This is a genomic window from uncultured Psychroserpens sp., from assembly GCF_947492715.1.
Classification (GTDB): domain Bacteria; phylum Bacteroidota; class Bacteroidia; order Flavobacteriales; family Flavobacteriaceae; genus Psychroserpens.
The window spans coordinates 134,363-148,578 of sequence record NZ_CANLNS010000002.1 but is presented as its reverse complement, the minus strand read 5'-3'; the positions used below and the strand labels follow the sequence as shown (position 1 = coordinate 148,578).

Sequence of the window (14,216 nt, the reverse complement as noted above, 5' to 3'; positions counted from 1 at the left end):
AAAGGAATAACAAATATTAAATATTATGAAAAGACCTACATTTTCTAAAATCACCATCATTGCATCAATACTATTTTTTGGTCTTCAGTCATATGCCCAAAATTATGAGCCCTTTACTCCTCGATTTGATCAGGATTTAAAGGGAGATATCGTACTTATAGGAAATAACATACTTGGGCCAGATAACAATGCTTTTAATGATAACTCTGTTTACAACCACAATGTTGACATGCAATATATCGACATTGATGGGGATGCTACAACGTTCAGTTCTTCTAGTGCTGACTTAGAAATTCCTAATCCGAATTGCTATCAAATTATCTATGCCGGTTTATATTGGGGAGCTGTAAATCCAGGAGATGAACCTATAACTGATGTTAAATTTAAAGGGCCCGTTGGAGGCTATAACGATATTCAAGGAACAATTATTTATGATGCAAATGGAACGACTGTTGATGGTGGAGATAGTTTTTCATATGCCTGCTTTGCAGATGTAACATCTATTGTAACCAGTTTTGGTTCTGGTGTTGATTTAGGAACATATACAGTTGCTAATGTTTCTTCTGCATTAGGAGAAACTGCTACATTTGATCCTTATAATGGTACTGGTCAATCCGCAGGATGGTCTTTATTTATCGTTTATGAAGATCCAACATTGCCAGGTAAATCAATTACAAGTTTTGACGGATTTAGTGCTATTAGTGTTCCAGGTAACAATCCTAACTTAGATATTCCTGTTGATGGTTTTAGAACTGTCCCTGCTCCTGCTCCTGTAAGAGCTAATTTTGCTTTTGCAACCTTGGAAGGAGATAGTCCTATTTTAGGAGATAGATTACGACTAAATGGCGTTAGTTTATCAACAGTAGATCGCCCTGTAACCAATTTCTTTAATAGTTCGGTAACACAATTAGATGCGACACCCGTAAATAATAGGGTTCCTAACAGTACAAATACTTTAGGTTTTGATACTGGAGTAATTGCAATTCCTAACCCTGGAAATTCAGTTATTGCCAATGATGCAACTTCTGGCGTCATTAGATTAGAAACAAGTGGTGACACCTACTTTCCATATTTCTTTGCCTTCGCAGTTGAAATTATAGAGCCCGATATTGTGCTCACGAAAATTGTAGAAGATGACGCAGGTAATGATATAGGTGGACAAATTGTCGATCTTGGAGCGTCTTTAAATTACGTTATTGGTTTTCAAAATACAGGAAATGATAATGCAACAAATTTTATCATACGTGATGTACTTCCTGTTAATATTATATTCAATTACCCTGACGATTTAGTGCTCCCTCCTGGTGTATCGGTTGTTAGTTATGATCCTGTAACAAGAGAACTTGTGCTTAGTATTGAGGATTATCTTGTTGAAGAAAATGATCCTGTATATGAAATCAGAATTGAAGTACAGGTTGTAGATACTTGTAATGAACTCGCAGATGCGTGTTCTAATATTATCAATAACCAGGCATTTGCAACATATAACGGATTCTATAACCCGACATTTCAAATTTCGGATGATCCTAGTTTAAATAGTAATACAGGATGTTTATTAACACCACAAGCAACCAATTTCTTAGCTGATCTTGATTGTGTGTTTTCAGAAGAAATAATTCTCTGTGGATCTAGTGTAGAATTAACGGCTGCAGATGGTTATGACTCTTATTCTTGGTCTACCAGCCCTACAGGAACACCTGTAATTGGGACAACACAAACGATTACTGTTACTGAAGTGGGAACTTACTATTCATTTAATACAGCTATTGCGCCTTGTCAGTCTATTGAACAAGAATATGTTGTAGCATTATTTGGAGGTGATATAGAAAACCCTGTGATACCTTATGCAGATGAAGTAGTAACTTGCCCTAACGATGGGAAACTATTACCAAATATATTTTTATGTGGTGCCAATGACTCTAGATTTATTCAAACCAATATTTCTGGAGCATCCTCTATTATTTGGGAACAATTGGATGAATCTAGTTGCCCAGCCGTATCAGATCCAGATTGTGCAAACGAAGACGATACCTGTACGTGGAATGAAGTTGGTACAGGCCCCGATTTCTTAGCTGATACATCAGGTCAATTTAGGTTAACCATAAATTATTCAGGTGGTTGTTTTGTTCAGTTTTATTTCAATGTATATCAAAACTTATTAAACCCAACAGTCATTGCTACAGATATTATTTGTACAACTCCAGGAACAATAACAGTAAATGATGTTCCTTCTGGTTATGAGTACAGTTTAGACGACATTAACTACCAACCTAGTAATGTTTTTACGGTTAATGCGCCTGGAACTTATACTGTATATATTAGACAAATAGGTGTGCCTACAAACCCATGCGTTTTTACTGTACCTGATGTTCAGATTAGAGATCGTGATTTTAGTGTGTCAACATCAATACTTCAACCGCTTTGTAATGGAGATTTAGGCAGTATTCAATTAGCAGCGAATGATGTAGACCCACAATATACCTTCACACTTCATGAAGGCGGAACACTAGTGAATACCGTTGGTCCTATTATTGAAAACACATATATTTTTGCCAATTTAAACCCAGGAACTTATACGGCAACAGTTGAAACTGAAAATGGATGTTTCTATACTGAAGATGTCACTATAGTTGAACCACCATTATTAACTGTTACAGCCGCTATTACTATACCATTGACTTGTACAGATGGTGAAATTACCGTATACCCAGAAGGTGGCACACCTCCATATTTCTATTTTGTAAATGGTTCAACAGATTTTCAGACTGTACCAGAAATTATTGTGACTACGGCAGGAGTATATGACATCACAGTTGTAGATTCTAATAATTGTAGCGCGAGTACTTCTATTGTAGTTGATCCATTACCAGAGCCTGAATTTAATATTTCAACAACAGACATAGCTTGTTCTGGTACTACAGGCGAGATTTCTATTAACGTTACGGCTAGTAATGGCTATAGCCTTGAGTATAGTATTGATGGTGGGAATTCATTTTTTAACTCACCAATTTTTACAGGACTTGCCCCAGGTGATTACGATGTAGTTGTTCAGTATTCTATTGGTGCTTCAATATGTGATAGTACACCACAAACCGTATCAATTATAGCAAATGATGCCATTTCAGGTACCGCAGAATTGACTACCGATTACACCTGTAATTCTGATGCAACAATAACTGTGACTGGAGTCACGGGAGGAGCCCCTCCTTACACTTACAGTATTGATGGCGTTAATTTTCAATCAAATAATGTGTTCACTGGTTTAACAGCTGGTACTTATACGATTAGTGTACAAGATACCAATAGTTGTACCGCTGTGATCAACGATATCACAATAGAACCATTAAACCCTCCAACCGATTTAATGTTTGATAACTCACCTATTACTTGTCCTTCAAACACAACTACTGTGACTATCACTGGTACAACAGGAGGTACAGGAGTTTTAGAGTATCAAATCATTGCACCAGCTGCTAATGCAACACCATATCAAACATCAAATAGTTTTACTGGATTAGAACCAGGAACTTATACATTTCAAGTAAGAGATGAAAATGATTGTATTTATAACGAGTCATACACTATTGATCCTATACCTACACCAACAGTAAATGTTGTTTTATCACAAGACTTAAATTGTACGGTATCACCAGATGCCATAATTACTGGTAATATTACTGGAACTGCGCCATTTACTTACGCAGTATCCATTAATAATGGAGCCTATACCTCATTAGGAACTACAGGAACACCATTCACTTATACAACAGCTACAGATGGGACTTATCAATTTCAAATTACAGATGCAAACGGTTGTATAGCAGAATCGAGTATTATTACTATAAATCCATTGTCTCTTCCAGATATTAGTGCTGTTGTTGAGAGTCAGCCTATTCTATGTAATGGTGATTCAAATGGTGCGATCGATGTAACAATTGACACTTCGGTTGGAACGCCTCCGTTTACAATTAATGTAAATAACGACACAACAGCAACAAATTATGGTACACAAACCTCAGGTTTGCCTGCAGGATCATATACTGTTACAATAACAGACGCCAATTCTTGTACTGCAACAGAAACAATAGTCATTACCGAACCTGATGCCATAATATTAGATTACGACACCGTAGATATCACTTGTGGACCAGGCGGAGTTTCTCAAGGATCAATTATAATAAATTCTGTTACTGGAGGTACGGCTCCTTATAATTATTTCGTAACTGGAAGTAATAACTATTCTAACTCTGAGCTTAATGCAACAGGATCAACATCTGTTAGTTTTGATGTTGTTGATTTTGGATTATATGAAATCAATATTGTAGATTCTAATGGTTGTTCTGTATTAGTTCAAGATGTATTGGTAGCTTCTCCTCCAACCGATTTAGATATTAATGTTACTGCAACTGTCGATTGTTTAACGGGTGGTGAAGCTGTGGTTAGCATAGGATCAACATTAAGTAGTTCAGGACCATTTCATTTTAGTATTTATCAGGGTCCAATATCTGTTTATCCTAATCCGATTGGATCATGGATTCCAGAAGACGCACCAGGAAGTCAATCTGCAACGTTTACAGGTTTAACACCTGGAGTAACCTATACATTCATCGTATATGATGAATCTACTCTTTGTAGCTACTATGAACCTGCTACAACACCAATACCAACGAATTCAACATTAACTCTAAGTGCTATAAGTTCAAACAACATAACATGTACAGGAAGTGACGATGGTAATGTTACGTTTACGATTAATAGTGTTTATGGTGTAGCAACTACCGTTAATTATGAAATTTTCGATGCATTAACTTTAATTTCAACAGGAGTAACAGGATCTGGAAATGTTCCAGCTAATGGAACGTTATCAGTGACAAATTTAGGTCCTCTGCCTTTTGGAAATTACTTCGTGTCAATAACCGAAACATCTGGTCCAAATTCTGGCTGTGGTGTAGTTACCGCTCCATTTAACATTACCGAATCGGCTATACTTTTAGACTTAAATGTATTTATAGACCAAAATGCAAACTGTAACGCCAACTCAGGAGTTATTAGTGCTATTGCTCAAAATGGTACTGCTCCTTACCAATACCAAATTACAACAACACCTGCAGCACCATTAGATACAGATCCTGCATGGGCTTCTGCTAGTACATTTAACGTAGACGCTGGGAACTATTATGTTCATGTTTTGGATGCCTATGGATGTATTATTTCTAGTCCGGTAATTGTATTGCCTATGGATCAAACACCTATAATCTCGGCAGTTGTTAATAATTTATGTACTGTGACCGAAGGAAATTTTGAAATGGATGTTACTTTAGATACAGCAGGTATAGCTCCTTATAGTTATAGTATTGATGGAGGTGCCTTCCAAACATTGTCGGCATCATTTACAATTTCAAATTTATTTTCTGGTACACACACCGTAGAAATACAAGATGCCAATGGTTGTGGAAATTTGATATCTGTAAACATCCCAGAACCATTAACAATAACTCCGAGTGCGACTGCTTTACCAACTTGTAACAATGACGATGGAGAAATTACGATTGCAACTTCAGGAGGTTCAGGATCTTTTACATATAGTATCAGTCCTAATCCAGGATCAATTAATTTAATTGGAGATACCTATTCTGGTGTACCATCAGGAATTTATACAATAACAATAACAGACACAGTAACATCTTGTACTGGAGAGGTTACAATCTCCTTACCTGAAGCTGTAGCGCCATCTATTTCAACATCTCCAACAGGTTTAACTTGTTTTGCTGATAACTCTGGTGCTTTTGATATTAATGTGATTGGATACTCAGGTGCATATACCTATGAAGTTTTAGACAGTTTAGGTGCTTCGGTATTTGGAGTAGTAAATGCTAATACATCAACAAACCCAATAACGGTTACAGGGATGTCTGCTGGAACATTTTCAGTAGTAATAACTGAAACTGAGAGTCCATTTTGTACTGCCAATTCTACTGTGGTAATCGCATCTCCTGCAGAGGCTTTAACCTTGGTTGCAAACGAAACGTCAAACGTAACTTGTGACAATAGTCAAGGAACAATAACTGCTGTTGCAACAGGTGGTTGGGGAGATTACGAATATGAGCTTACAGGACCAATTACGGTTCCATATTCTTCAAATAGCACGTTTACAGATTTATCAGCTGGAAATTATACAGTAAACGTAAGAGATGCTGAAGGCTGTATGGTTTCAGTAAATGTAATTTTGGCTGAACCGAACCCAATTAATGCAACATTTACGCCGAGTACGACATTACTTTCCTGTTTTGGAGATCAAAATGCGTCAATAAGTATTACAAATGTAACTGGAGGTCAAGGAGCAGAATATATTTACACTTTAAATACTATTTTGCCTACACCTAATAGTTCTGGCCCGCAGACATCAAATGTCTTTAGTAATTTAGGAGCAGGAACATATTCGGTTACAATCACAGACAGTTATGATTGTATATTAACATCTGTTGATATAACTATTAATGAGCCAACTCCTGTTGATGCTAGCTTAGTTGTGGCTTCAACTCAAACATGTTTAACAGAAGCAACACTTACTTTAAGTGCCAGTGGTGGAACAGGTGCCTATTCTTACAGTAATGATATTTCATTTAGTACTGTTTTAGGAACATTTAACTCATCTACAACATTCTCTGTACTTCCGGGCACATATCAATATTATGTTAGAGATGCTAATGGATGTATTGCCAATGTTTCTAATGAGATTACTATTGATCCACTTCCTGAACTGGAAATTAATTTACAATCTACAAATCCAAGCATTAATTGTGCAGGTGATAACACAGGTACTATAGTTGCGACAGCGTTAGGTGGACTTGGCGATTATGTTTATACCTTAGAGGACACTTCAGGTAATACTTTACCCGCAACACAAGATAGTCCAGGAGTATTTACAGAACTTATTGCTGGTACATATGTTGTTAATGTTGTAAGTGGTGACTGTAATACAGCGTCGGCTCCAATAACAATTACTGAGCCAACGGCTCCATTAGAAGTTGATTTTGTTGTAAATGATGTTACCTGTAGTGGTAATAATGATGGTGTTTTAGAGATTAATGCTTCTGGTGGAACAGGGATTATTAAATACGCAATATCACCACAGTTAGATCAATTTTTTGAAACTAACATTTTTGAAAACTTAGCTCCTGGTACTTACGATGTCATTGTACAAGATGTTTTGGGTTGCTATATCACTTTTGATTTTACAATTAATGACCCTCAACAAGTTATTCTAAGTATTGTTCCTGATTCACTATTTGAGGAAACTTGTGAAGGTGAAGGCAATGGAGAATTTAGTATAGACGTTTCTGGTGGAAGTTTACCATATAGCGTGAGTTTAGATAACTATGATGGGCCTTATACGACAGGGGCATCTGGCCAAACTATTTTTGATTTCACCAATTTAGGTGGTGGCGATCATACAGTTTACGTTAGAGATGCTCAAGGTTGTGAATCTGAATGGAATATTACATTTCCAGAATCAGTAAGTATTAACCCGATTGTAGATATTGAATATGTTTGTGAAAACAACGCGCTAAGCAATATTGTTACTGTTACAGTTGATGAAAGTATTACTGATCTTTCTCAGCTAGATTATTCATTAGACGGAGGTCCTTATCAAATAAGTAATGTTTTTACCGACGTTATTCCTGGGACAGATCATTATATCGATGTTAGACATACAAATGGTTGTATCCAAAGAACAGACCTATTTGATATTGAAGATTATGCACCTCTATCCTTAGTGCTTGTCGAGGGAGACGAAGCTGGTGAAATCATTGCTAATGCAGCTGGCGGAACAGGAATTTATCAATATACTTTTGAAGGTGAAGACTATGGTGACACAAATATATTTTATGTTACCGAGTCTGGTGTATATACAGTTGTTGTAACTGATAGTGCAGGTTGTCAAGCTACTGCAGTAATTGAGTTAGAAATATTAGGACCTTGTATTCCTAATTATTTTAGTCCTAATGGTGATGGTGTTACCGATACGTGGTCACCAGGATGTACGGAAAATTTTCCAAACCTAACTTTTGATATTTTCGATAGATATGGTCGTAAGGTAGCCACTTATCGTGTAGGTGAATATTGGGACGGTAGATATAATGGAACAGAGCTTCCAACGGGTGATTATTGGTATGTAGTACAACCAAATAATCCAGCCGTAGCAAAAGAGTATGTTGGGCATTTTACACTTTACAGGTAATGATACCGAAGAATTTAAACAAATTTCAAATGAAAAATTTTAAACTATATATTCTCTTATTTTTCTGCTCATTTAGCTATGGGCAAGAACTAAATTTACCTGTTTGGACACAGTATTTAGCCGATAACGACTTTATTGTGTCGCCTACTTATGCAGGAATTGGAGACTATTTTAAAGTTAGAGCTAACGGACTTACCCAATGGGTAGGAATTAAAAATGCACCAGATAATCAAGCACTATATGCCGATTTCAGGATCGCAAATCAATCAGGTGTTGGTGTATCAATGTATAATGACAAAAACGGAAACACACGCCAAAAAGGTGTTAAGTTTTCATATGCTCACCATATTATTCTAGATTATACATCAAAGCAATATTTGTCATTTGGAATGTCTTACAACATTAATAGTTTCAGAATTGATATTGAGAACTTTCAGCCTACTGCAGAAATTCCAATTGTTGATCCCAGTATTACTGATGATAGATCTGTAACTAATCACAATTTTGATGTAGGTATGTTGTATCGATGGAATCGTTTCTATTTTAGTTTCAATGCTAACAATATCTTAGAGAAAAAGATTGACGATTTTACGGGATTTGAACCTAATAATCTTCTGAATTTTCAGGCTTACACAGGTTATGTATTTAATAATAAACGAAATAATAGTGTAGAGTTTGAACCTTCAGTCTTCTTTCAACTATTTAATAGTGATGGGCGTTCGGCAACCGATATTAACTTTAAATACAGAAAATTTAATAGAGCTGGTGATTATTACTGGGTTGGTGGATCATACCGCTTTTTAAATGATCAATTTTTAAAACCTCTTAACTTTGGTCCTATGGCAGGTGTTATGAAAAATAAATTATACTTTGCTTATTCTTATCAGCTTACAATGAATGATCTTTCAGGATTTAACTCTGGAACACATAGTATTACCATAGGTTTAGATTTCTTACAAGGCATTAGTAATTGTGCTTGTACAAAAGGAACCAGTTATAGAAAATATAAGAATAACGGAAACAATCGTAATTAAGGTTCTTAAGTATTATACTTTATACTTTATACTTTAAGCTACAAAATTAGTTAGGACACTCATAACATTGGTTACTCCTTCTACTGCTTCAGGGTTTGAACGAATAGCCTCAGACGCCGAATCTACAATAGTTTGCCAACCTAATCCAGCCGTAAAAACAGGAATTAATTGCATCCATTTAGGCCTGTTTGCATCGAATGCAGTTCTATAAACTGTTGGAAAAGCAACGACTGATACAATAAGAGCGAATACTATAAAATAGTAATCTTGATAGACTTCACCTGGAGTACCAAAGTTTTTCACTTCTTTATAGAAGGCATAAAACGGTTGAATTAATACACCTGCAAAAAGTGCTAACCACTGAAAAATGGCTTTTGGGCCACTTTGTGAATTGTCGTCTTCTGTATCAGATTTAAAAATTGAAGTATTAGCTTGATCTCTGTAAAGTGAAAAGTAGTTTTGTGAAGCCATAATAAATTGATTTAAGTTATACGTATAAATAGTTTTACAATAAACCATCGTTATATGAGATGGTCATATGTATTGGGCTAAAATGTCTTAAATAGGGAAAGGCAAACTACTGATTACGCATCAATTGTATCAAATATAGTGATTTTTTACAAAATATTTACAACTGCTCCAATGAGCTAACTAACTTCCAATTTGTAACCAACACCATGCACATTAGTGAGCTTAATGGCACTATCATCCTTTAATTTCTTACGTAATTTTGAAATATAAGTATCCAAACTTCTGCCAACAAAAACGCCATTATCTTCCCACACTTTTTTTGTAAGTTCGTCTCTTTTAATGACTTGATTTGGGTGTTTCACGAAAATTTCTAAAAGCTCACATTCTTTTTTGGATAAGCTAATTTCTTCAGCTTCCTTTATCAATTTGTTTTGCTCAGGGTAAAATTGAAAACGACCAATTGTAGTGTAGTTAGTATTTGGACTGTCCTGAATACTTTTATGTTTGCTCCTCGAATACAACACATCAATAACGCATAACAGGAAAATTCCAATAAAAATATAAGACAAGACTTTTCTATTTATAAAGGCCGAAACACGTTTCGTAAATTTAACAGTTATGATATAACAGCCATTTGGTAAATATCGTCCTCCACAAGGAATAATAGTGCTTTCTTCATCTGCATTCATTTGATAGCTATATGCTACTTCTTCATCAGAGCATTGCAATACTTCTACTCTATAATATCTAGGCAGACGCGATTTTGCAAATGTACTGTCTACAATTGAAACTAATTGACTAGGTTCAAATGTTAGCTCATTTTGAAAGGATACTTGATATTTAGAATGATCTACTTCTAATACGGGTAAAATTAAAGACGTTGAATCCTTGTTAGCCAATAACAATCTGTTACCTACTTCACGCAAAGCTATTTTTGTACGCTCCACAAAAGCCTCATTTTTGGAGGTAGAATCAGATAGTATCCACCCTAACGCCACAAGTATGAGCACACCAACATAAGTATATACCTTGTTCTTCTTCATAATTCCTGTAAATAACATACAAATTCCCGACTTTTTACAACTCTTGACACTTCTTTTACACTTTTTTGACACTTTTTACGAAGACCACCAATAGTTTTATCATCAGAATTAATTTAAAACACAAAGTTATGAAAACATGTATATCATTATGTATTGCAGCTATTGGACTTATATCATTTAGTTATGCTCAAGAAAAATTAGAAATAGACACTTCTTTAAGCCAATTAAAATGGTCTGGAGAATATACCTTTTATTTTGGTGGCCACGATGGTACAATAAATTTTAAAGAAGGCTATTTCGTTAAGTCCGAAGATGTCATTACAGGAGGCGAGTTTGTCATAGACATGCATTCTATTAAATGTGACGATATTAAAACTGCTGATGCCAATAAAAGCCTTGTTGACCATTTGAAAGACCCAGATTTCTTTGATGTTGCAAAGTTTCCAGAAGCCAAACTAAAGATTAATAGTGTAAACTATCATGATCCCACTCACATGAAAATTTTTGCCGATTTAACAATAAAAGGTATTACATTGCCAATAGATTTTCAAGCTGAAGTTGATTTTCATAAAGCACAAATGACAACAAAATTTAAAATTGACCGAATGCGCTGGGGAATTAGTTACAATAGTAAGATGAGAGATGGTGCTATTTCTGACGCTATTGCTTTTGAAGTTACACTAAACTTAAAAAAAATCAATAAATGAAACGAATACTCTTTGTCATCATACTTCTACTCTATAGTTTTACTGGCTTTGCCCAAGAAGAACAGGAAAAAGGAGCCTTTACGTCAGATACGACTTGGTTGAAAGAAATCATTAAATTTCCAATTAGTTTTGCTCCAGAAATTAAATACGAAGGTTATGAAGATCTTAGATTTGCCAAGAAATGGAGAGATAAAGATCACCCAGATTTTTGGTGTTATACATTTGTTTGGCATATTGAAGGTATTCAAAAATTTACAACTCAAGGTTTAGAAAAAGATTTAGGATTCTATTATGACGGACTTATGAAAGCCGTAAACAAGAAAAAAGAGTTTACTGTTCCACAGACCACTGTCCTTATGGTAAATACTAAAGGCGCCGGTTACGATACTTCCGATTTCGTTGGTAAAATACATGTATACGACTCATTTAATACCGAAAAAATGATCACATTAAATGTATTGGCTAAAGTTATAAATTGTGAGAAAAACAACACATCAAACATTGTTTTTAGATTATCACCTAGAGATTTTGGTCAAGACATTTGGGAACGCTTTAAAGCTATAGAACTTAGAAAAGAGATATGTGATGACTAGCATTAGATTAATGATTATATTTATAAAATAAAGTCATTATAAATCTAAAATCTCGCATTATGAGCATAAAAAAGAATATACTAGTGTTAACCACTTTGTGCCTATCTATGGTTGTTTCATTATCTCTTGAAGCGCAAAATGACACAGCCCAAACACAAGATTATAGCTCAGATTCTAAAAGTCCGCAAGCACTAATAGACGCGTATTATGATTGTATTTCTGGTCCAATTGGAGATGTACGCGACTTTGAGCGTTTAAGACATATGTTCCATAAAGATGCACGCCTAATATATAGCTATTGGAATGAAGACTCAAGTAAGGCTAATCTTATGATTTTTGACACTATTGATGCGTTTATTGATAAATTGGGCTATCTTGATAAAAAAGGATTTTATGAACATGAAATTGCTAATATTACGCACAGTTTTAGCACAGTAACCCAAGTATTTAGTACATATAAGTATCGTGCTGAAGACAATAGTATCCCAAAAGGTCAAGGTATTACCAGTTACGATTTATTCTTTGATGGCGAACGTTATTGGATTATGTCTATGTTTTGGGCTGCAGAAAATGACAAATATAAAATCCCTAAAAAATATCTTAAAAACTAATCTAATTATATTATATGCCAAGTATCCCATGCCCGAAATGTAAAACACCTCTTGCGTTTGAATTACCTAAAGTGTTAGATGGAAAAACATTTACATGCAGTTCTTGTCAAACCGTTATTGCAATATCCTATGAAGACAATAAGCAATCGTTAGATAAAGCAACTGAAGCTCTGGATAAATTAAAAGATGAATTAGATATTGATTAGTTTATTTAATACTATTCCAAATATCTAAATACATTTTCCAGATGCCATCTATTTTTTTCCATACAATAACATATTTGCCTTTCCAAGAGACTTCTTTTCCATTTTTTAACAGTGTAGTACCTTCATATGTGCCATAATCATAGGCTTCATCTCCTAAAATTTTGATTTCGTTCGAAACCACTTTATGATGCTTTATAGAGACACCATCAGGTAATGTCCAATAGGCAATTATGTCTTTTGTTCCTTCAATAATATCTCTATTATTTGGAAATATCTTAGCATCATTTGTATATGAGGCTCCAATCATTTTATAATTAGAGTCTTTAATATATGTTGAAAATAATACCGTATTTTTTAATATGTGATCAATATCCTCTTTACCCCCTGTATAGGTTTGACTATAGGATAGTTGTGAAGTAAGTATCACTAATACTATTGAAAGTAATGATTTCATAATGTCTAAAATTTAATAATCGAAGTTACAATTTTATTAATAGAATTATTGGTGGTCTTGAGTTTCAAATAATGTCATAGTATAATCTAGAAGTTGGGTATTACCATGTTCTCCATGACCCGGAATCACAATTTTCAAGTCTTTATAATGAGACTTAATATTTTTAGCTGTAGTTGGCCATTCATTGGTATTGGCATCTTCTAAATTCCCTTTAGTTGCACCAAGTGATTTAATCAGACATCCTCCAAATAGTGCTTTTTCAGAAGGAATATATGCTACAACATTGTCTATGGTATGCCCTTCTCCAAAAAATGTGAGGCTAACTTTTTCTTTGCCAATGTATAGGTCTCTTGTTTTGTTAAATCCAGATTTTGGAACATAATTATTACGTTCTTTCGCTAATGCAATGGTCATTTCATTGGCTATAGAGTTGATGCCTTCATTATGAAATGCTTCTAAACCTCCCAAACAATCTACGTGAAAATGCGTTGGAACAACTGTCGTGATTTTAGATTGAAGGGAATCTTCAACCCACTGTATGAGTACACTAGACGCCTCATTGGATGTTGGCGTATCAAAAACTATAGCTTCATTGTTATCAATAAAAATAACACCATTACAAGAAACCTTAGTTCCGTTTTTTAAGTTAAGATAAGATCTATGAATAAACATATGGTCATTCAGTTTTGTAACCTCCAAAAGTTCGGTTTGGTAAACGATTTTAGGTTCAGGATGGTTGTGACAACAAGTAATAGATATAAATAGTAGTCCTGAGATAATTATAGAGCAAATTCGTTTATTGTATTTCATTTACAAAATATAAAGCCGTTCGAATCCTAAAGATAGCAAATATGC

10 protein-coding genes are annotated in these 14,216 nt (G+C 34.8%); 6 read left to right on the top strand and 4 right to left on the bottom strand.

The genetic code is table 11. From position 1 onward, the window contains the following. Positions 1 to 25: 25 nt before the first annotated feature. Together Q0787_RS07520 and Q0787_RS07515 are read left to right on the top strand one after the other, a co-directional pair. The gene (locus Q0787_RS07520) at positions 26 to 8,242 is read left to right on the top strand and encodes a T9SS type B sorting domain-containing protein (RefSeq protein WP_298901709.1); all 8,217 of its coding nucleotides are present in this window, start codon (positions 26 to 28) and stop codon (positions 8,240 to 8,242) included. A 29-nt stretch (positions 8,243 to 8,271) separates the two neighbouring features. Next, positions 8,272 to 9,276 carry a type IX secretion system membrane protein PorP/SprF gene (locus Q0787_RS07515; protein WP_298901707.1) on the top strand — a complete coding sequence of 335 codons (1,005 nt, stop codon included), beginning with the start codon at positions 8,272 to 8,274 and terminating at the stop codon, positions 9,274 to 9,276. Positions 9,277 to 9,309: 33 nt separating this feature from the next. Here Q0787_RS07515 and Q0787_RS07510 read toward each other — a convergent pair whose 3' ends face one another. Beyond that, on the bottom strand, positions 9,310 to 9,747 hold the full coding sequence (locus tag Q0787_RS07510; protein WP_298901705.1) for a hypothetical protein: 438 nt from the start codon (positions 9,745 to 9,747) through the stop codon (positions 9,310 to 9,312). 176 nt (positions 9,748 to 9,923) lie between these two features. Next, complete coding sequence (locus tag Q0787_RS07505; RefSeq protein WP_298901703.1) at positions 9,924 to 10,790, bottom strand: winged helix-turn-helix domain-containing protein; 867 nt, start codon at positions 10,788 to 10,790, stop codon at positions 9,924 to 9,926. A gap of 128 nt (positions 10,791 to 10,918) precedes the next feature. On the opposite strand from Q0787_RS07505, the gene Q0787_RS07500 reads away from it, so the two are divergent. Genes Q0787_RS07500 through Q0787_RS07485 form a run of 4 tightly spaced genes read left to right on the top strand, consistent with a single transcriptional unit; the run spans position 10,919 to position 12,907 of the window. Further along, a complete protein-coding gene (locus tag Q0787_RS07500; RefSeq protein WP_298901701.1) occupies positions 10,919 to 11,497 on the top strand; it encodes a YceI family protein in 579 nt (192 codons plus the stop codon). Beyond that, positions 11,494 to 12,090: a hypothetical protein gene (locus tag Q0787_RS07495; RefSeq protein WP_298901699.1), complete on the top strand. Its 597-nt coding sequence runs from the start codon at positions 11,494 to 11,496 to the stop codon at positions 12,088 to 12,090. The genes Q0787_RS07500 and Q0787_RS07495 overlap by 4 nt, the downstream gene beginning before the upstream one ends. 59 nt (positions 12,091 to 12,149) lie before the next feature. Beyond that, positions 12,150 to 12,701 carry a hypothetical protein gene (locus Q0787_RS07490; protein ID WP_298901697.1) on the top strand — a complete coding sequence of 184 codons (552 nt, stop codon included), beginning with the start codon at positions 12,150 to 12,152 and terminating at the stop codon, positions 12,699 to 12,701. Positions 12,702 to 12,715: 14 nt separating this feature from the next. Then, positions 12,716 to 12,907, top strand: a complete 192-nt coding sequence (locus Q0787_RS07485) for a hypothetical protein (protein WP_298901696.1) — start codon at positions 12,716 to 12,718, stop codon at positions 12,905 to 12,907. Between the two features lies 1 nt (position 12,908). Here Q0787_RS07485 and Q0787_RS07480 read toward each other — a convergent pair whose 3' ends face one another. Beyond that, a complete protein-coding gene (locus Q0787_RS07480; protein WP_298901695.1) occupies positions 12,909 to 13,361 on the bottom strand; it encodes a nuclear transport factor 2 family protein in 453 nt (150 codons plus the stop codon). A 45-nt stretch (positions 13,362 to 13,406) separates the two neighbouring features. Next, on the bottom strand, positions 13,407 to 14,171 hold the full coding sequence (bla, locus tag Q0787_RS07475; protein WP_298901694.1) for a subclass B1 metallo-beta-lactamase: 765 nt from the start codon (positions 14,169 to 14,171) through the stop codon (positions 13,407 to 13,409). Positions 14,172 to 14,216 lie beyond the last annotated feature (45 nt).